The 18,816-nt window shown below is 43.9% G+C and carries 18 protein-coding genes; 10 read left to right on the plus strand and 8 right to left on the minus strand.

Annotated elements, in window-relative coordinates:
- The first annotated feature begins 139 nt into the window (after positions 1-139).
- Positions 140-880: a dethiobiotin synthase gene (gene bioD, locus L5M51_RS00940; RefSeq protein ID WP_263171156.1), complete on the plus strand. Its 741-nt coding sequence runs from the start codon at positions 140-142 to the stop codon at positions 878-880.
- Positions 881-1,022: 142 nt separating this feature from the next.
- On the opposite strand, the gene L5M51_RS00945 is transcribed toward bioD, so the two are convergent.
- The 5 genes from L5M51_RS00945 to L5M51_RS00965 all read right to left on the minus strand — a co-directional run bounded on the left by L5M51_RS00945 (position 1,023) and on the right by L5M51_RS00965 (position 5,209).
- The gene (locus L5M51_RS00945) at positions 1,023-1,304 is read right to left on the minus strand and encodes an HU family DNA-binding protein (protein WP_219252776.1); all 282 of its coding nucleotides are present in this window, start codon (positions 1,302-1,304) and stop codon (positions 1,023-1,025) included.
- Between the two features lie 340 nt (positions 1,305-1,644).
- A complete protein-coding gene (locus L5M51_RS00950; RefSeq protein WP_263171159.1) occupies positions 1,645-2,559 on the minus strand; it encodes an ABC transporter ATP-binding protein in 915 nt (304 codons plus the stop codon).
- Positions 2,556-3,386 carry an ABC transporter permease subunit gene (locus L5M51_RS00955; protein ID WP_113938767.1) on the minus strand — a complete coding sequence of 277 codons (831 nt, stop codon included), beginning with the start codon at positions 3,384-3,386 and terminating at the stop codon, positions 2,556-2,558. The genes L5M51_RS00950 and L5M51_RS00955 overlap by 4 nt, the downstream gene beginning before the upstream one ends.
- A 175-nt stretch (positions 3,387-3,561) precedes the next feature.
- A complete protein-coding gene (locus L5M51_RS00960; RefSeq protein WP_263171164.1) occupies positions 3,562-4,233 on the minus strand; it encodes a YceH family protein in 672 nt (223 codons plus the stop codon).
- A gap of 133 nt (positions 4,234-4,366) precedes the next feature.
- Complete coding sequence (locus tag L5M51_RS00965) at positions 4,367-5,209, minus strand: S1 RNA-binding domain-containing protein (protein ID WP_105252833.1); 843 nt, start codon at positions 5,207-5,209, stop codon at positions 4,367-4,369.
- 598 nt (positions 5,210-5,807) lie between these two features.
- Here L5M51_RS00965 and L5M51_RS00970 point away from each other — a divergent pair.
- The 8 genes from L5M51_RS00970 (at position 5,808) to L5M51_RS01005 (ending at position 12,699) form a co-directional block, all read left to right on the plus strand.
- Positions 5,808-5,960 carry a hypothetical protein gene (locus L5M51_RS00970; RefSeq protein WP_011846564.1) on the plus strand — a complete coding sequence of 51 codons (153 nt, stop codon included), beginning with the start codon at positions 5,808-5,810 and terminating at the stop codon, positions 5,958-5,960.
- A 487-nt stretch (positions 5,961-6,447) separates the two neighbouring features.
- On the plus strand, positions 6,448-8,361 hold the full coding sequence (gene speA, locus L5M51_RS00975; protein ID WP_028760330.1) for a biosynthetic arginine decarboxylase: 1,914 nt from the start codon (positions 6,448-6,450) through the stop codon (positions 8,359-8,361).
- Positions 8,362-8,520: 159 nt separating this feature from the next.
- Positions 8,521-9,462: an S-adenosylmethionine decarboxylase proenzyme gene (locus L5M51_RS00980; RefSeq protein ID WP_263171559.1), complete on the plus strand. Its 942-nt coding sequence runs from the start codon at positions 8,521-8,523 to the stop codon at positions 9,460-9,462.
- 28 nt (positions 9,463-9,490) lie between these two features.
- Positions 9,491-10,129 carry a pyridoxamine 5'-phosphate oxidase gene (gene pdxH / locus L5M51_RS00985; protein WP_131523902.1) on the plus strand — a complete coding sequence of 213 codons (639 nt, stop codon included), beginning with the start codon at positions 9,491-9,493 and terminating at the stop codon, positions 10,127-10,129.
- Between the two features lie 68 nt (positions 10,130-10,197).
- Positions 10,198-10,650, plus strand: coding sequence for a YaiI/YqxD family protein (locus tag L5M51_RS00990; protein ID WP_006081277.1), 453 nt, complete (start codon positions 10,198-10,200; stop codon positions 10,648-10,650).
- 155 nt (positions 10,651-10,805) lie between these two features.
- The gene (locus L5M51_RS00995; RefSeq protein ID WP_028760327.1) at positions 10,806-11,381 is read left to right on the plus strand and encodes a YceI family protein; all 576 of its coding nucleotides are present in this window, start codon (positions 10,806-10,808) and stop codon (positions 11,379-11,381) included.
- Between the two features lie 176 nt (positions 11,382-11,557).
- Entirely contained in the window at positions 11,558-11,914 is a 357-nt protein-coding gene (locus L5M51_RS01000; RefSeq protein WP_028760326.1) for a DUF3802 family protein, read from the plus strand.
- Between the two features lie 422 nt (positions 11,915-12,336).
- Complete coding sequence (locus tag L5M51_RS01005; protein ID WP_028760325.1) at positions 12,337-12,699, plus strand: STAS/SEC14 domain-containing protein; 363 nt, start codon at positions 12,337-12,339, stop codon at positions 12,697-12,699.
- Between the two features lie 11 nt (positions 12,700-12,710).
- On the opposite strand, the gene L5M51_RS01010 is transcribed toward L5M51_RS01005, so the two are convergent.
- The 3 genes from L5M51_RS01010 to nhaB all read right to left on the minus strand — a co-directional run bounded on the left by L5M51_RS01010 (position 12,711) and on the right by nhaB (position 17,720).
- On the minus strand, positions 12,711-15,341 hold the full coding sequence (locus L5M51_RS01010) for a PAS domain-containing protein (RefSeq protein ID WP_263171171.1): 2,631 nt from the start codon (positions 15,339-15,341) through the stop codon (positions 12,711-12,713).
- Between the two features lie 160 nt (positions 15,342-15,501).
- Positions 15,502-16,029, minus strand: a complete 528-nt coding sequence (gene dsbB / locus L5M51_RS01015) for a disulfide bond formation protein DsbB (protein ID WP_028760323.1) — start codon at positions 16,027-16,029, stop codon at positions 15,502-15,504.
- Positions 16,030-16,118: 89 nt separating this feature from the next.
- On the minus strand, positions 16,119-17,720 hold the full coding sequence (gene nhaB / locus L5M51_RS01020) for a sodium/proton antiporter NhaB (RefSeq protein ID WP_028760322.1): 1,602 nt from the start codon (positions 17,718-17,720) through the stop codon (positions 16,119-16,121).
- A gap of 301 nt (positions 17,721-18,021) precedes the next feature.
- Between nhaB and fadR the strand changes: the two genes are divergently transcribed.
- On the plus strand, positions 18,022-18,738 hold the full coding sequence (gene fadR / locus L5M51_RS01025) for a fatty acid metabolism transcriptional regulator FadR (RefSeq protein ID WP_028760321.1): 717 nt from the start codon (positions 18,022-18,024) through the stop codon (positions 18,736-18,738).
- Positions 18,739-18,816 lie beyond the last annotated feature (78 nt).

Here is an 18,816-nt window from a genome sequence, read left to right on the forward strand (position 1 = left end):
GCATTATCAATTAGCACTAATATCTAGAAAACGTTGGATTTTTAACATTACGTATAGAGATCGTTAGCTATATGGACATTTAGCTTATGGAGAGTGGGCTTAACAAAGCACAACTCATAGCAACAGATAAGGATCTAATATGTATTTTGTAACAGGTACAGATACCGATAGCGGTAAGACTTTGGTTTCGGCGGCATTATTAACCGCTGTGAATCGTTTAGGGCTCATAGCCAATGCTGACTCTGCTGTGAGTATTCTTGCGGCTAACACTATGTTGACTTTAGGTGTTAAGCCCATCGCCTCGGGCTGCGCGCAAACCTCTGAAGGATTGCGTAATGCCGATGCGTTACAGTTGATGACGTCATCATCGTTAAAATTGGCTTATCCACTCATCAATCCTTTTTCCTTCGAACCTGCGATTGCACCGCACATTGCCGCCGCCCAAGTGGGCGTGAGTTTAGCACCTGAAGCTATCATTGAAAGTTTAGATTTAGTGGCATTTGCTCAAGCGGATTTTTGCTTGATTGAGGGCGCGGGAGGCTGGCGTTTACCCTTAGGTGATGGCAGGTATCTTTCGGAAGTCGTACAGAGATTAGAACTGCCAGTGATACTCGTGGTTGGCATGAAACTCGGCTGCTTAAATCATGCATTGCTGACTCAAGAGGCGATATTGGCCGATGGGCTTAAGATTGCAGGCTGGGTTGCTAATCGTGTCAACCCGAATATGAGTATGTTTGAGGAGAATCTGACGAGCCTTAAAGAGATGATGACGGCACCTTTCCTCGGTTGTGTGCCATTTCTCGAGGATCCAAGTGCTGAAAACGCTGCTGACTATGTCGATATTGCGCCACTTTATCAAGGTGAGGAGAGCAATACTTAGCGACTACTTAATTGTTTAAGACTTTCCCCTAAGCGGAACGGTTATTTTTCTTTTGATAAAAAATGAGCCTCAAATTATGTTGAGGCTCATTTCTATCAAGGCTGCTGACTAATGTTCGCAAAATAGTGCCTGCACATTGAAGCTAAGCGCCGCTATTGATTTGCTGCTTCAATGCGGTTGAGGCTTTAAAGCTGGGCTGATTGTAACCGTCGATTTCTATGGCTTCGCCCGTTTGTGGATTACGCCCTGTTTTAGCGACATGGTATCTGAGTTCAAAGGTGCCAAATTGTGGCAGGAAAATTTTCTCGCCTTCGCTCAAGGCGACGTGGATCTGTTGCAGTATCTGCTCAACCACAGGTTTAGTGCTCGCTTGCGATGCATTGAGCTCGGTGGCAATACGTTGGATAAGTTGTGCTTTGTTCATAGAAACCTCTGAAGTCAGCTTAGGTTCAATCGAAGGGGAGTTATAACAAGCTAGTCCCGAGATTGAAAGCCATAGCAAGCTCTGCGCGGTTGATTGGTGTTTTATTGACAGGCTTGTGAAGCTTTTGGTGATTGTGTGTTGCTAAAGTAAGTACAAGTTTGTCGGATTGAGTGGTGGGCTGATTTTACTGGGCGAAGTGACTGACTTAATTTAAAGGCTTATTGAAAGCCTTAGTTTAAAACCTTAGTTAAAAGGCCTAAGCGCAAGGCGTATTGCGCTTAGGCTATGGATTGAACACTATTCAACCGTTGGGTGATGAGAAATCCCTTTTAACGCTTGCCTATGAAAAGAGTGTTTCTTCCAGAGTGCGACCTTTCAGCAGCATCTTGTATTGCCATTGATGCTGATTGAAGAGGGCGAATAGGCGCATCTCAATATCATTGTTGTGCGCTTTTTCTGTATTTGTGTCGTCTAGCTGGATAATAAACACATTGCTTTGTTTTGAGCTAATGTTCACCACTCCCGCCAGTTTTGCCACTTCCGCTTGCAGTGCATCGCTGTCACAGTTTTGCATGGTTAACGTCAGGTAATCGCTGTCAGTCGACGCATGCATTGACACAGCTTGACTCAGTTGGCCTTTATCTAAATACAACACTTGATCGCACAGCTTTTCGAGCTCATCGAGATTATGCGAGCTGATCATAAAGGTCGTGGTGGGTGATAAGGCTTTGACCAGTTCACGGACTTTTTTTGCATTGGCAGGGTCGAGTCCCGCCGTCGGTTCATCTAATAATACTAATTCTGGCGAGCCGATCAGCGCCTGCGCAATCGATACACGTTTACTCATACCGTGGCTAAGACTAGGCGGTTTTTGCTCTGCAACATCAATTAGATCGACCAAGGCCAACACGCGCAGTGCCTCTTGCTTTGCTTGCTCCACGTTCATGCCCTGCAGGCGAGCGAAAAATATTAACTGGCTGACAATCGTCAAGTTGGGATCGAGTACTGCATCCTGGGGCAAAGCGGCAATCTTGCCTAAGAGCTTAGGGCTATTGGGGGCTTCACCGAGTAGGGTTATGGTCCCAGAACTGGGTGATAAATAGCCGCATAACAGGCTAAAAAGCGTGGTTTTACCCGCGCCATTGGGACCGACAAGGGCGATGGGGGCACCCGCTTCAAGACTGAAACTCACATCATTCAGCGCCTTTTTGCTGCCGTAAAACTTCGATAGCCCTTGGCATTGGATCAGACTCATAGCGAGCTCCTTTGCATATAAATTCTGCCGAGCAAGAGGGCCACAGCGGTTTGTAACAGTGGAATAGGGGCATAGACTAAGCTATTGAGTCCATTGGTATTGAGCATGTCCGACAGTTGAGCACCGGGTAATACCCACTGGAGTTGTGCGAGTAGGCTAGATTGATTCGCTAACACCACGATAGTGATGGAAATCACTGTCCATAAAATGGTGGCAAACACCATAGCTTGGCGTGCCGTGCGCGCATACAGGGACAATAAAGTCATCACAGCCGTGTAGGGCAAGATCACTATGATGAGGTTAAGACCCACCAAGGCGCCAGATGTTAACGCAGATAAAAACAGTTGGCTGTCGCGGCTGAGCGCGAGGGCGACAGTGGCGATAATCGTTAATAGGATCAGTAAACCTTGGATCAGAATTTGGCCGAGAAAACGGCCGAACAATAAGCTGTCACGGCTAGTGCGTATGGTTAAAAAGCGCAGCGTGCCGCGGGTTTTATCCGATGAGAACTGATCGGCGGCGATAAGAATACTGAACAGTGGAAACAAATACAGCGCAAAGCACCAAAACACCGCCATTTCGGCCACGGGCCACTCAAAGAGCACATTGAGGGTATTGGCACCAAATAAGCTGTCGATGATATCTTTTACATTGGGCTGCAATAACATGGCCGATGCACTTTGAATGGGGTAAAGCAGAAGTACACCCCAAACTAAACCAAAGGCGACCAAGGCGATGATCCCGCGGGTATTAAATAAAAATTTGCGCAGTTCAAACATGGCGATAATAAACATGTTGTTGAAACTGCTGGGTGGATTATTGGTCATGTGCTGTCTCTATTCTTTTTTGCGCTAGGTTCAGGGGCTATGGTGCTTGGCGCGACTATGTTGGTGCGGTTCAGTTTCTCACCCTTGGGTAGACAGTGGATTGGTCCATAAGTGCCATGTTGCTCACATAGCACTTATTATCCATCGGTATTTATCAGTCATTATCTATCGCTAATTAGCTCAATGAGGCGATTAATTCATCGAGCTTTTGCTTCAGTTCGGCGACTTGTTGTTCAAGCTCTGTCACTCTGTTCACTAATTCAAGCGGCTCTGCGTCTACAGACGCAGCGACATGGGCTAAGGTATGACTTGTGTTATGGGATTGACTAGCACTTTCGTGCGATGACGCCGCAGAGAATAATTCCACATAACGGGATTCACGGCGACCAGCTTCTCTGGGTAATTGTTTTAAGAAGGGCTTTTCACAGCTTATTAATTGACGGATGCAATCTTCAACGTCGATCACGTCTTTAAATTCGTGTAGGCGATTGCTGCGGGTCCGTAGTTCTCCCGGTGTTTGTGGGCCACGTAATAGCAACAAACAGACGATGGCGAGTGCGGCGGGGGACAGTTGAAGTTCGCTGAATTCGGTATTGCAGAACCTGTGTTTGTATTTAACGACGCGGCTGCCGAATCCCGACTGTTCGCTGATCAAACGTTTCCGATTTAGGGAATCAACGGCGATTTGCACTTGGGTTTCGCTGAGTTCGAGTACCGGCTCGCGGCTGGTTTTTTGATTGCAGGCTAAGGTCAATGAGTTTAGCGAGAGTGGATATTGCTCAGGGGTGGTGATTTCTTTCTCAAGCAGACATCCGATGACTCTGGCTTCGTGTAACGTGAGTTCCATATAAGCTCCAAAGAAAAAAGCATGGCTTTGTTTATAACAGAGCCATGCTTAATATCCTAGGAGTTGTCAGTCAAACTCTGTCTTAGTGGCGGTAAACTGTACAATTTTAACGCTAAGTCCTGAATAGAGTTGATTATTCTGCTGTTTCAGTTAAACGCAGACCATCATTATCTATGCTCAGTTGGCCATTCTTAAATAAGCCACCTATGGCTTTTTTGAAGGCTTTTTTACTCATACCAAGCTGATCGTAAATGATTTCAGCATCGGTTTTATCGGTCAGGGCTAAGAAGCCGCCAGCCTGTTTGAGTTTGATCAGAATGATGTGGGCGTGCTTATCTAACTCTTGTTTACTGCCTTGTTGCAGCACAAGATCGATTTTGCCGTCGCGGCGCACTTGTTTGATGAAACCTTTGAGTCTTTGGCCGAAACGCAGTTTTTGGAACACTTCGTTTTCGTAAATCACGCCCCAATGGGCATGATTAATAATGGCTTTGTAGCCTAAATCTGTGGTGCCACCGATATATAAATCGACCTGCTCACCGACTGTGTAGTCCGGCTCTGTCTTATCGAGGAACTTATCGATTTTTGATGAGGCCATGATGCGTTCATCGGCGCGGTTAGCGTGTACATAGACCAGATATGAACGGCCTTCTTCGATAGGCTTATGTTGCTCACCGAAGGGCAGTAATAAATCTTTATCTAAGCCCCAGTCTAAAAAGGCGCCATAAGGGCCGGTTGCAACTGCTTTTAAATAGGCAAATTCGCCTACCTGTGCCAATGGACGGCGAGTGGTAGCAATCACGATATCTTCAGAATCTAGATACAGAAACACGTCAAGCAGATCACCGACTTGGCAGTCTTTTGGGGTGACTTTGTTTGGCAGCAGTACTTGCCCTAATTCGTGGGCGTTTAAATACACGCCAAAGCTGACTTGTTTTACAACCTCAAGTTTGCAGGTTTTACCTATCTGTACCATGGATCTCTCTGTGCATAATTAAATGTGATTCGGTTGCGATTATACACTTCGGTGCTGAAACTGCAGCATTATTGTCTTTGAGCTTTATCTTAGCGTGTGTGAGTCGTCACTTAGCGCAGGCTTGACCACGCATTGTGTCTCGGAGGAACCACTGATTTGTGGCGGGGTTTGGCGCCGTGATATTGGTTGTTTGGCTTCGCTTAATATTGGCAAATGTGCATCACTTGAGTGACACACAAAAATCAGGGATATTTGCAGGGGTAAATGTCAATAAAAGTGACAAAGGTGATATAAAAAATATTGAACAGACTTGTACGACGTTTATGGGTTAACTAACTAATATTACTCTATTTAAAATCAATGGGTGGCGGGTGATTGTTAAGCAGGTGTTTATTATATTTTAATGTAAAAGATTAAATGAGATTCTTGCTTGCATTCTGTGACATTGCGCGGTTTAATTGCGCCGTTCAACGACTTTGCTCGTTGCAGACATTACAAATATTACGTGAGTAATAAAGGTTTTATGGTTCACCAGTCATTAACCGTGTAATTAACAGTAGATGTGGTTACATGGGGTTAAGAGGGTTTTTATTAGCTAATGCACAAGCATCCATTTTTTGCACTTTGCCTAAAAGTGTCACAATGCCAACGGTCGATTGTCGTACCATACGATGATACTGGCCTTAAGCATCTCACGTTGATCCGCATCAATTCTGGCCGCGAAGAAGCCAATAGTCCCCTGTTAAAATAATCTTGCCTAGCGATAAGCTGGTTTGGCGTTTTCGCTAGTTCAGTGTTATCGGTTTTCGTTTTCTACTTGTGTTATCGGTTTCTGAAGGTCTTAATCTCTTTTGAACGTCTTTAAGCTACTTATTAGCTTGATGTTTTAAGGATGCGACTCAGGATCTTATTTGGCTTTTTGGCGGTATTTACGCTCTCTAGCCTGAGGATAAATGCAAGTGAGGCAAGTAAAGATAGCTTTACTGAGGTAAGGGAATAAGCTTTCCCTTCAATATGATACGATGTATTGCGCTAAGATGAGTTGTCTCTTGCGCTATTAATGAAAATCGCAGCAATGTCACTTACACTAGCGTGACGTTGCGGCATTAAGGAGAAGGTAAAATCTACCTTCGTGTATGTCAGGTAAGGTGTCCCTTTGCCTGGGTTTGTCGAACGGGCGGTTGTGCTATTAAGCCATAACCGTTTAACCCATTTTTTAATAGACGGGCTAAATAATAATGAATGATTGGTCTATTGATGATGCTCGTGCTGGGTACAATGTTACTCACTGGAGCCAAGGTTTTTATGGGATTAGCGATCAAGGTGAGGTGACTGTGTCACCGGACCCCAAAAATCCTGATTACAAGATTGGCTTAAATGAGCTAGCCAAAGACATGGTTAAGGCGGGAGTCGCTTTACCTGTACTAGTTCGTTTTCCGCAGATCCTGCACCACAGAGTGAACAGTTTGTGCCAAGCATTCGACCAAGCGATACAGAAGTACGAGTATCAGGCGGACTATTTGCTGGTTTACCCGATTAAAGTAAACCAACAGCAAACTGTGGTGGAAGAGATCCTGGCGAGTCAGGCATCAAAAGAAGTACCACAACTGGGTTTAGAAGCGGGCAGTAAGCCTGAGCTGATGGCTGTGTTAGCCATGGCGCAAAAAGCCAGTTCAGTCATTGTATGTAATGGTTATAAAGATAATGAATATATCCGTTTAGCACTGATTGGTGAAAAGTTAGGCCACAAGGTTTACATCGTTTTAGAAAAACTGTCTGAACTGAAAATGGTGTTAGCTGAATCTAAACGTCTGGGTGTGACACCGCGTTTAGGTCTACGTGCACGTTTAGCGTTCCAAGGCAAAGGCAAGTGGCAGGCGAGCGGCGGTGAAAAATCTAAGTTCGGTTTATCTGCTGCGCAAATTTTGCTGGTTGTAGAGCAACTTAAGCAACACGATATGCTGGATTCGCTGCAATTGCTGCATTTCCACTTAGGTTCGCAAATCGCTAATATCCGTGATATTCGCCAAGGTGTGAGTGAAGCGGGTCGTTTCTACTGTGAATTACGTGAATTAGGCGCAAGCGTTAACTGCTTCGACGTCGGTGGTGGTTTAGCGGTGGATTACGATGGCACTCGTAGCCAAAGTAATAACTCGATGAACTATGGCCTGACCGAATACGCCAACAACATAGTTAACGTATTGACTGACATCTGTAATGAATACGAGCAACCTATGCCACGTATTATTTCAGAATCGGGTCGTTACTTAACGGCGCACCATGCAGTGCTTATCACCGATGTTATCGGTACTGAAGCTTATCAGCCTGAAGATATTCAACCGCCTGCGGAAGATTCACCACAGTTATTGCATAACATGTGGCATTCATGGTCTGAGATCAGCGGCCGCGCCGATCAACGTGCTTTGATTGAGATTTACCACGATAGCCAAAGTGACTTACAAGAAGCGCATTCGCTATTTGCTTTAGGTCAATTGACCTTAGCGGAGCGTGCGTGGGCTGAGCAAGCTAACCTGCGCGTGTGTCATGAAGTGCAAGGGCTATTGAGTGCGAAAAACCGTTATCACAGACCTATCATTGATGAACTCAATGAAAAGTTAGCCGATAAGTTCTTTGTTAACTTCTCATTATTCCAGTCATTACCGGATGCTTGGGGTATTGACCAAGTGTTCCCAGTATTGCCGTTATCGGGCCTAGATAAAGCCCCTGAACGCCGTGCTGTCATGCTCGATATCACCTGTGACTCTGACGGTATTGTCGATCAATACGTTGATGGTCAAGGGATTGAAACCACGCTGCCAGTGCCAGCATGGAGTGCGGATAGCCCGTACCTAATTGGTTTCTTCCTTGTGGGTGCATACCAAGAAATCTTGGGTGATATGCATAACCTGTTTGGTGATACAAACTCAGCAGTGGTTCGCATCGAAGATAATGGTGTGACTAACATCGAATCTGTATTGGCGGGTGACACGGTTGCTGACGTATTGCGTTACGTTAACTTAGATGCGGTGGCCTTTATGCGCACTTATGAAGAGTTAGTGAATCTGCATATCGCCGAAGGTGAACGCGCACAAATTTTAGAAGAATTGCAACTAGGGCTGAAAGGCTATACCTATTTAGAAGATTTTTCTTAATTTCTAGCGTGTTAAAATAAATCAGCCTTGGGTAACCTCGGCTGATTTTTGTTTTTATAAGGACAGATTTTTCGCTTTTATTGCCGTTTTAGTCGTGTAAAATCGCGTTGTTCTAGGATCAAGTAAAGGATGAGTGACGATCATGAGGTCAAAGGGTTGATGTTTTTCGAAGGTTCAGAAAAAAAACTCGAGATTATCGTGACGGCGTCTGCGCCGAATTTACGCGAACTCGATGTGAGTTTTTGGTCTGCCTTAGTCAACTGTGCCCACGCCGAGATACTGTCGCAGTTAAGTAATGCGGACTGTGATGCTTATCTGTTGAGTGAATCCAGCTTGTTTGTATGGCACGACAGATTTGTCATGCTCACCTGTGGTAACAGTACCTTAGTGGACGCCGCTTGTTATTTTATCGACGCGCTTGGCGTGCCTGCCATGGCCTTGGTGAGTTATCAGCGTAAAAACGAATACCAAGCCCATCTGCAAACCACGAGTTTTGCCGAGGATATTGGCAAACTGCGCCAACGTATCGCCGGTAAAGCCTTTCGAGTGGGCCATCTTGACAGCCATCATCACTATTTTTTCTGCTCTGACAGTGATTATCGAGCACCAAAGGATGATCAAACTAGTGAGCTGTTGATGTATCACATTCGTGGCGAATTTGCCGACTATCTTAATGGCGGCTCGCAGAGTAAAGATGAGATTTGCACTGCACTCGAACTTAACGATTTACTCCCTGAATTTGAGATTGACGCCCATTTATTTGATCCATCAGGCTTTTCGATGAACGGTATTTGGGGCAAATATTATGTTACTTTGCATATTACGCCTCAAAGCGAGAATGCGTGCGCTAGCTCCTATGTGAGCTTTGAAACGAATCTGGATTTAGCGCAGTATCCGCAAGATCTATTGGGGCGTCTATTAACCTTGTTTGCTCCTGTCAGTTGGGACACAATCCGCTTTAATACCGACGACTCAACGCAGGGATTTCCTGCCCATTTATGCTTAGGGCGGTGTTCATTAACGACCGAGCAAGGTTATAACATTGGTTTTAGCCACTATCAGCAGCTTCAGGCTGAAGTGCTGATCCCTGAACTCATGTGAATTTTTGGCGTTTGCTTAAGGAAACCCTATGACAGATCTCAGTGATATCCGCCGCGAGTATGCCAAAGGCGGCTTAAGACGTGCCGACTTACCGCAAAACCCGATGGACTTGTTTGAATTGTGGATGACGCAGGCGAGGGATGCAGAGCTTAGCGATCCCACCGCCATGTGTGTGGCGACTGTGGATGAGCACGGCCAACCTTTTCAACGAATAGTATTACTTAAGCGTTTTGATGACACAGGTTTCGTATTTTTTACTAACCTTGGCAGCCGCAAAGCACAGCAAATTGCTGCTAATAATAAAGTCAGTTTGCATTTCCCTTGGCATCCTCTAGAGCGTCAAGTATCTGTGCTTGGTGAAGCGCAGGCACTGTCCACCGCTGAAGTGCTTAAATACTTTATGACCCGTCCTAAGGACAGCCAAATTGCGGCTTGGGTATCGCAGCAGTCGAGTAAACTCAGCGCTAGACAAGTACTTGAAGGCAAATTCTTCGAAATGAAAGCTAAGTTCGCCAAGGGCGATGTGCCTTTACCCAGTTTTTGGGGCGGTTACTTAGTGAGACCTTCGAGTATTGAATTTTGGCAGGGTGGAGAACACAGGCTACATGATCGTTTTATTTATTCTCGCCATGATGCAGAGTGGGAAATCGATCGTTTAGCGCCTTAGTACGGTGCATAGTTCGATAGCTCGGCATAAAACTGAGCTCGTGAACCTAACAACAGAGTTAAAAGACATTGAGTGATTATAAAATTTGGGTTGATGCGGATGCATGCCCTAATCCTATCAAAGAAATCCTGTTCCGGGCGGCGGAGCGCAAAGCCCTGCCGCTGGTGCTGGTGGCTAATCAAATGATCCGCGTACCGCCATCTCCCTATATCAGCCAAATTCGAGTCGGTGCGGGATTTGATGTGGCCGATCAATATATTGTCGATCATGTTGAACCGACGCATTTAGTGATCACTGCGGATATCCCCTTAGCGGCTTTAATCATTGAAAAGGGCGCCTTGGCGCTCAATCCCCGTGGCGAGCTTTATACCGTCGATAACATAAAACAAAAGCTGACGATGCGCGATTTTATGGAGGATTTGCGCGGTTCTGGCGTGCACACCGGCGGGCCTGATTCGTTTTCTCAAGCTGATAAACAGGCTTTTGCCAATAGCTTAGATAAATGGTTAGTGCGCGTATGAATCATAGTTTACTGGTCGCTAATGGATAAACAGAGTATCTTTAGCTTAAGTTAGGTGATGTTGATCACGTTTAACTGGGCAGGATTTTAGCCTGTTGCGGATGTCGATTTTCTTTACGGCATGGCTTTTAAACTCACTCTTTAAGGACGGATACGATGAAAAAATGGATGGGAATTGTCGCCTTATCTGCTATGGCCAGTTTTAGCTGTGCCGCGCAATGGCAAGTGATGGAACAAGATTCGCGAGTCAGTTTTATTTCGGTAAAGAAAGGTGATATAGGTGAAGTCCATCACTTTAAACAACTCAAAGGTACGCTAAAAGATAACGGTCAATTTGAATTAACAATTCCACTAATCGGTGTGGCAACGGGTATTGATGTCCGCGATGAGCGGATGCAAAATTTGTTATTTGAAGTGTCTTTGTATCCAGAGCTGAAACTGTCATCACAAGTAGACCCTAAGATACTAAAAAATCTTGGCGTCGGTGAGAGTAAAGTTTTTGATATTGATGGAAAAATTGCGTTACACGGCAAATCGCAAACTAAGGCTTTTTCGGTGATTATCACTAAAGTTTCTGATAACAAACTTTTAGTGAACAGTTTTCAACCGGTAATTGTTAATGCCAATGAGTTTGATCTTGTGGCTGGGATTGATAAATTACGTGAAATTGCGGGTTTATCGAGCATTAGTCAAGCTGTTCCTGTGTCATTTGTACTAACCTTAACTCAGTAACTTCAATAAGATTGGTATAGATCAATACGTCTGTTATCGAAGATAGGCTAGAGTTAAATAAGTGGCGTATGCTAGATCTTGATAAGAAGCCGAGCCTTTGGCTTCTTTGATATTTTCTGATGTGCTATTAATAGCATCACAATAGATATTAAGTTAATGAGTTTAAAGGGTAAAAAATGGTCACAGATAAAGATGGTTACATGCATTTGGTCCAGTATTTAACTGAACATCTTGGCTTATTTGAAACACCAGGTTCAGAGGTAGTTTCAGACGATACTGTGATGGAATTATTTGAAGAGCAATTGTCGGCACAGATCATTATGGTGTGTGGCCAAAACCCATCGTTGTCTTTTACGCAACGTAATGTGATTATCCGTGAAGTGGATGCAATTGTGTATGATTTAGAAGAGATTTTAGCTTCAGTTGCCAACCATAAAGCGACTCCCGCACAGACTTTATTTATTACTGAGTTTTCTAGTTTGATTAAGAATTTGTTCGATCAAGAAATCGCTAAACTTCAAGTGAGTGCTTAGTCAGAATAGCAATTAGATTATTTATTAATGCATGATTTTAGGTAAGTCATGACTAATACTATTTTTTAGCAGCGTAAATCACCATCGTTTGAGTACCATGTGTTTCCTCACTCTTATTGTTAAGCTCGAGCAGTCGTAGCCTTGAGTGTGAGGTAAATATCTGCTCTTTGCTTCACTTCATGTTATTTCGTATGGTCACCATTTTTCATCGAGTTCTGCGACTAAGTTTTGTTGCTGGGTTATGCGAGTTATCGCTGTGGATTCGCTCCTTTTGGCGTCATTTGCATCACTGATGTGTATGTATAAAATGGTGTTAGCTTAAAATAAAAGCCCATCTTTCCCGCATTTATGTCATTGTCTGTGTATCTTTAGTGTATGAGCTTTAACTATTTTTCCCTTCATGTATTGATAAGGAGTGTTTAATGCTAACGATTTCTTCGGGTCATGCTGATGATATATTGGCTGTGGTCGCATCTGGCCGTGTTAACCATGGGGATGTTGAAGGCTATTTGGTTCCCGCCATAGAAGCCAAGCTGCAAGACCACGCCAGTATTCGTCTTTGGTACGAGTTTTCCCCTGAATTTGAAGGTATATCCGTTGGGGCCTTGTGGGATGATGCGGTATTAGGTTTATTTCATTTAAGTGATTTTTCAAGGGTCGTGATGATTGCTAATGCCACTCAAACAAATGCTATGGTTAATGCGCTAGCCTGCATGCTGCCATGTCCGGTAAAGGTATTTACCGCCGATGAACATAGCCAAGCCAAGGCATGGTTAGATCAATAACGCACCTTTGTTTATTGCGGTTCTAAATCTGTACTCAGTGGCCAACGACATTGAATGTGTGTGCCTTGGTTCAAGTGGCTACTGATGCTAAGGCTGCCATTGAGATCATTTTTAAGCCACAGATTTATACAGGTCAGCGTTCCAAGGCAGAGTTCTTGCGTTAGTTCTTGCCGTAACTGTGCGAGTTGCGGCTCTGTCATACCTATCCCATTATCGATAATACTGATGTGTAACTCTTCGCTCGACTTGTCGATATTAATGGTTATTTCACGCTGTTCATTGTGAGCTTTAAATGCATGATTCAACGTGTTGGTGATTAGACGATAAAACAGCTGCAAATATTGCCATGAAGGGCCATCAATGATGATATTTTCTTCACAATTTAACGCTATTTCCACATTTGTTTTAGCTAATTGTACCTTTAGCAACCCTAAGAGATGGCGCATAAATTGTGCGAGATGCAGTGGCCGAATGTCATTTTGATGATTCGTTAATAACTGGGCAATATGTCGCAGTTTATCTGCCTGAGTCACCATGATTTCGGTAATCTGATTTTGATCGTTAGCATTATCTATTGGCTGAAGTTGGCACACTTTGGCGAGTAGCTGATCTTGTTCATGCATAATTTGCGTCATCATTTCAGCTAGAAAATTTTGCATTAGCTGTTGGCTTTGTTCACGACTGAGATTGAGTTGATGATGTTTCTCAAGTAATTGGGTTGATTTGTCTTGGAGCAGATAGAGTTCATGGTTATGTTGATTACTGAGGCGAACTTGTTCTTGTTGGTGATTAAGCGCCTCGACTTGCCCTAAAAGTAACTTTTCTTGTTCTTGCTCTTTAATTTTTTGTAAGGTGATATCAAAGGCGATAGCACCGACTGCAATAACGGTATCGTCATCATCTTTGATCTTAAATTTAGTCACGATATAAATAAGATTGCCTAGGGGCGATGGAATAGCTTCTTCGAAGTTTATGGCTTCATGATTATGCAGAACACGTCGATCATTTTGTTGATACTCGTGGGCAAATTGGCTGGGAAATATCTCAAAATCAGAGGTACCAATAATGCGTCTGCGTTCTATACCTAAGATTTCACAATATTTGTCATTGACGAGAATATATTTACCGTGAAGATCTTTGATATAGATGAGATTTTGAGAAAATTTAAGTAAAGCCCTCAATTGTTCTTTATGGCGCTTTAACTCCAGTTGAAACAGGTTTTGGCTCTGCAATTGCTGTTCTAGTGCCAGATTACTCGCATCTAAGCTCGCCATTGCCACTTCAAGCTGTCGAGTACGCGACAGGAATGTTTTTGCCAATAAGCCAATTTCGTCATGGCTGTTATTGGCTTTGAGTTCGATAGAGGCGGAATCATTACGTTTTAAGGCTTGGACGATTTCAATAATGGGGGTAATAAATAGTCGGTGCTGGAGTAAGAATAATAGAATTAAGCCTAATAGTTGAATACAGACTAAATAAACGCCGACCTTTTCGATTAAATGTTTAGCGGTATCCTGCAGCGGTGAAATTGGGGTGACGACAAGTACCTTCCAATAGGTATTTGGCATGAGAAATACCGAAACGAGAGATGCCGTTTTAAGGATTGGATCATGGGTCAAAGTTACCGACGTCAGTAATTTCGGGGCAGTAAAATGATTTAAGGCATTGTTATTTACGATGGCCGCTAACATGTCACGCTCATTTTGATGACTTAGTCTCGTTAGATGCTGCATCTGTTCTTGGGTAAAAACGCGCTCGGCAATCGCCGCTTCTATAAAGGCTTTATCTGCACTCTGTAATGCGACTTCGACGGGGCTGAAATCTGGCTGTTGGCTGGCGAGATGATTGAAGGTGACGAAAGAATGATTGGTATTGGTTTGATGCTTAAGATCGTTATTGGCATCTGGATAGGCGAGTACTTGGTTTTGATGATCTAAGGCTATGACATAGCCTCTGACATTAATCATAGCATTGCGTAACAGCACATTGAGCTTTTCTAAACTGATATCCACAGTGGCGGCACCAATAAACTGATGGTCCATCCACATAGCGCCTGAGGCTGTGATCATTGACTCATGGGTTGTCGGATCGAAATAAGATTTTGACCAGAAAATTTTACCAGCAGGAAAATAGCGCGTCGGGCGATACCATTCTTCGGTGTGGTAGCTTGGGAACGTGTCTTTGTTATAGGAATCAATGGCGACTAATTCATCGTTTACATTGTGTGCCCAAAACAGGCTATCTCGAAATTTTTGCTGATTAAACGCGCCGGGTTCCGGCCAGACGCCACCGCCAGAAATGATGCGTTGTTGACTATCGAGTTTCAGCAACGTGGGAATGGTTTTCACCAGTTGCTCATGATCATAGCGGTAAAGTTTGGCAATACTGGAAATAGAGTCGACTACGGTTTCAACCTGTGAAATCATTTCTTGCAGTTTGGCGATAATCAACTGGCCATAGTTTTGGTTTAACACGGCTTGCTGATCAAGAACTTGTTGGCGTTGAATGCTCAGCATCACCCAAGCTGTACTACAAATCAAAATAGCGGCAATGACGAGCTGAATAAGGCTAAATTTGAATGGCAAACTGTTTTGCCATTGGGTTAATGGCGTGTGTGGCTCAGATGTCGAACTTTTTCCCATAATCCCCAGTTTCCAAATCACCACTTTTCATTGAGCCAGTGTAGCGCTTTCTCACTGTTTTGCTATTGGCATATGTTTAAGTTGCGAGGATTGAATAGGATAAGTGGAATATAATCGTCAATAAAAAGGCAGGTTTTATGCCTGCCTTATCTCAAACTCGTTATTTATAAAGAGATGGTTTATTTGAACCACTTAGGACAGGCACAATAAAGAGTAACCAAGCGACTAAGAAGCCACTGAAGGCCACGACCATCCATTCGGGCATCGTTACACCCATAAAGACCCAAGGTACATCAGTACACATGCCAGTAGGCATCATAACGGCAGGGAACCATTCGTGTAATGGCATCCAAGCTGGAAATTCAGGTAAGAATGAACAGGTTGAAAAAGGGGATGGGTTGGCTTGCATATCTACGAGCGATAAGGCTAGTTTTAATCCCCAAGTTGCACTGATGGCCCAGAGCACGGCAGCTAAGATCCTGACGATTCGATATTTGGGTGCTGTCATGCCAATGAGACCTGCTGCCAATAAACCAAAAATAGCGAGTCTTTGGTAAATACACATGACACAGGGTTCCAGTTTCATAACATATTGAAAATACAGGGCGGCTGCTTCTAACCCAAGGGCTGTGCCTGCGAGAATAAACCAAGATGAACGGGAATGGGCAAAGCGAGTCATTACAGTCAAAGTGAGCTCCATATCAACAAAAAACGCCCTCAGACATGGGGCGTTTTTTGGACTCTACTTATTAAATAAAGTTCAGTCAATAAAGAAGATTAATGTCCAGTCATCGGCTCTAAAACTTCACTAGCGCTGTGATGGATGATTATCTGGGAATCATAGAAATATTGGGTGGCTTGTTCTAAGAAACCCGTTTGAATCGCCATGACACCTACAATAGACAGCACGATAGTGTAAGGCAATGCCATCCATACCATTCTGCCATAGGATAAGCGGATAAGTGGTGCTAGGGCAGAGGTTAGTAGGAACAAGAACGCCGCTTGACCATTGGGTGTGGCAACCGAAGGTAAGTTAGTTCCAGTATTAATCGCAACGGCCAGCAAGTCGAATTGATCACGGCTGATTTGACCGTTAATCAATGCCGCTTTCACTTCGTTAATGTACACAGTGCCGACGAACACGTTATCACTCACCATAGACAGCAATCCGTTGGCGATATAGAAAATCACCAACTGAGTATTGCCTTGATAACTCAGTGCCCATTGGATCACTGGTGCGAATAAGTGCTGGTCGATAATCACGCCAACAACCGCAAAGAAGACAGCTAATAACGCGGTAAAAGGCAGTGCTTCTTCGAAAGCTTTACCGAGGGCATGCTCATCGGTAACGCCGTTAAAGGCTGTGGTTAAAATAATCACAGAAAGACCAATTAGGCCCACAGAAGCCAAGTGTAATGCAAGTCCTGCGATCAACCAGACACCCACTAAGGCTTGGACGATTAACTTCATGTTGTCTTTATTGGTACGGCGCGCATCTTCATGGGCGGCATATTCACATAAGATCCGATGAACGGCCGTTGGCAACTTAGCGCCATAACCAAAAATGCCAAATTTTTCAACTAAGTAACAAGTTAAAATACCCGAGATTAATACAGGAACAGTAACGGGTGACATACGCACTGCGAATTCACCAAATTGCCAATTTGCTTGCGCGGCGATAATAAGGTTTTGTGGTTCACCGACCATAGTACACACGCCGCCCAGCGCAGTACCCACACCCGCATGCATTAACAGATTACGTAGGAAACCACGGAATGCACTGAGTTCTTCTTCGTTTAACTGATCTTCACCATCATCATTTTTACCTTCAGAGGTATGATCGTGATCGGCGCCGAAATCTTTTCCAGAAGCGACCTTGTGGTAAATAGAATAGAAACCCACAGCGACCGCGATAATGACGGCAATAACCGTTAACGCATCTAAGAAGGCTGATAAAAAGGCTGAAGCCAAACAAAACATTAATGACACTAAAATTTTAGAGCGCACTTTAGTAATGATTTTCGTGAAGCCAAATAGCAGCAATTGCTTCATGAAATATATACCAGCGACCATAAACACCAAGAGTAATAATACTTCGAGGTTGGCTTCTATTTCATGTAAGACTTGGCTTGCCGATGTCATTCCGATCGCGACGGCTTCAATTGCCAATAATCCGCCAGGCTGTAATGGATAGCATTTTAATGCCATTGCTAAGGTAAAAATAAATTCAAGCACCAATACCCAACCAGCCACAAAGGGGTCGACATAGAAAAAGAGTATTGGATTGATAATTAAAAATGACAGTATTGCGGTTTTGTACCACTTAGGAGAATTTCCTAAGAAGTTCCCAATAAACGCCTGACTCATTGTCGCCGGCATGGCAGCCTCTCTTCTAATTATGTTAAAAATTGCACGTGATTATTATCAATACCTGCGTTAGTTAAATGAGTCTAGCCTAAAGAGAAAGCTAATGTAATGAGTTACTGATACCGACATTTCAAAAAGCGGAGCTAAGCGGCAAAATTGGCCCATCCTGTATTGACCTTGGTCGTTTTTTTGAACGATTCTGTGACATTTACACGGCGATAACACAGTGATTTTAAGTGAATGGTTTCCATTTTTTACCGCTCTGGTATGATCAGTGACCATTACGACGCACAACAACTGGATAAGTGGGCTGATGATTATCAATGCCAAAGGACCTGCAAGTTTTGCAGAGAAGTATATTGTGAGATCAATTTGGGAAAACAAATTTCCTCCAGGGTCCATTTTACCGGCTGAACGTGAGCTTTCAGAATTGATTGGTGTGACTCGCACCACTCTGCGTGAGGTGCTTCAGCGCTTGGCGCGTGACGGTTGGCTGAAAATTCAGCATGGCAAACCAACACGGGTTAACAACTTTTGGGAAACCTCAGGCTTAAACATCCTTGAGACTATTGCTGATTTGAATCCCGAGGGTTTTCCGGTATTGGTTGACCAACTCTTGTCAGCTAGAACGAACGTCAGTGCTATCTATTTTCGCGGTGCTTTGCGTTATAACCCGGATACCGCTGTGGAGGTACTTGCAAAGATTCACCAGCTTGAAGATACGGCTGAATCCTATGCTGAATTTGACTACTTACTGCATCACACCTTAGCTTTTTCGTCCGGAAATCCACTTTACGTTTTGATATTAAACGGATTTAAAGGTTTGTATAGTCGAGTTGGTCGTTATTACTTTACCAGCTCAGATGCGCGTTTATTAGCATTGAACTTTTACAAAGAATTAGAACTGTTGGCTCAGGCTAAAAATTACCTCGATGTCTCTGCGCTAATGCGTACCTATGGCATGAATAGCGGTAAGATGTGGTTACAATTACGCGAAGATATGCCGGCTTCTATTGCTCAAGATCATTAAACTCTGTGAGTGATATCGCGTTAAGATAGCGCTAAATAAACAAAAAGGCCGTTTCAATTGGAAACGGCCTTTTTATTG

This window comes from Shewanella sp. SM73, assembly GCF_025653795.1.
In the GTDB taxonomy this organism is placed as follows: domain Bacteria; phylum Pseudomonadota; class Gammaproteobacteria; order Enterobacterales; family Shewanellaceae; genus Shewanella; species Shewanella oncorhynchi.

Excerpts from the sequence above, each read along its gene's own strand:
- bioD (WP_263171156.1), top strand. The coding sequence starts at position 140 with ATGTATTTTGTAACAGGTACAGATACCGATAGCGGTAAGACTTTGGTT.
- L5M51_RS00945 (WP_219252776.1), bottom strand. The coding sequence starts at position 1,304 with ATGAACAAAGCACAACTTATCCAACGTATTGCCACCGAGCTCAATGCA.
- L5M51_RS00950 (WP_263171159.1), bottom strand. The coding sequence starts at position 2,559 with ATGAGTCTGATCCAATGCCAAGGGCTATCGAAGTTTTACGGCAGCAAA.
- L5M51_RS00955 (WP_113938767.1), bottom strand. The coding sequence starts at position 3,386 with ATGACCAATAATCCACCCAGCAGTTTCAACAACATGTTTATTATCGCC.
- L5M51_RS00960 (WP_263171164.1), bottom strand. The coding sequence starts at position 4,233 with ATGGAACTCACGTTACACGAAGCCAGAGTCATCGGATGTCTGCTTGAG.
- L5M51_RS00965 (WP_105252833.1), bottom strand. The coding sequence starts at position 5,209 with ATGGTACAGATAGGTAAAACCTGCAAACTTGAGGTTGTAAAACAAGTC.
- L5M51_RS00970 (WP_011846564.1), top strand. The coding sequence starts at position 5,808 with ATGCACAAGCATCCATTTTTTGCACTTTGCCTAAAAGTGTCACAATGC.
- speA (WP_028760330.1), top strand. The coding sequence starts at position 6,448 with ATGAATGATTGGTCTATTGATGATGCTCGTGCTGGGTACAATGTTACT.
- L5M51_RS00980 (WP_263171559.1), top strand. The coding sequence starts at position 8,521 with ATGTTTTTCGAAGGTTCAGAAAAAAAACTCGAGATTATCGTGACGGCG.
- pdxH (WP_131523902.1), top strand. The coding sequence starts at position 9,491 with ATGACAGATCTCAGTGATATCCGCCGCGAGTATGCCAAAGGCGGCTTA.
- L5M51_RS00995 (WP_028760327.1), top strand. The coding sequence starts at position 10,806 with ATGAAAAAATGGATGGGAATTGTCGCCTTATCTGCTATGGCCAGTTTT.
- L5M51_RS01000 (WP_028760326.1), top strand. The coding sequence starts at position 11,558 with ATGGTCACAGATAAAGATGGTTACATGCATTTGGTCCAGTATTTAACT.
- L5M51_RS01005 (WP_028760325.1), top strand. The coding sequence starts at position 12,337 with ATGCTAACGATTTCTTCGGGTCATGCTGATGATATATTGGCTGTGGTC.
- L5M51_RS01010 (WP_263171171.1), bottom strand. The coding sequence starts at position 15,341 with ATGGGAAAAAGTTCGACATCTGAGCCACACACGCCATTAACCCAATGG.
- nhaB (WP_028760322.1), bottom strand. The coding sequence starts at position 17,720 with ATGCCGGCGACAATGAGTCAGGCGTTTATTGGGAACTTCTTAGGAAAT.
- fadR (WP_028760321.1), top strand. The coding sequence starts at position 18,022 with ATGATTATCAATGCCAAAGGACCTGCAAGTTTTGCAGAGAAGTATATT.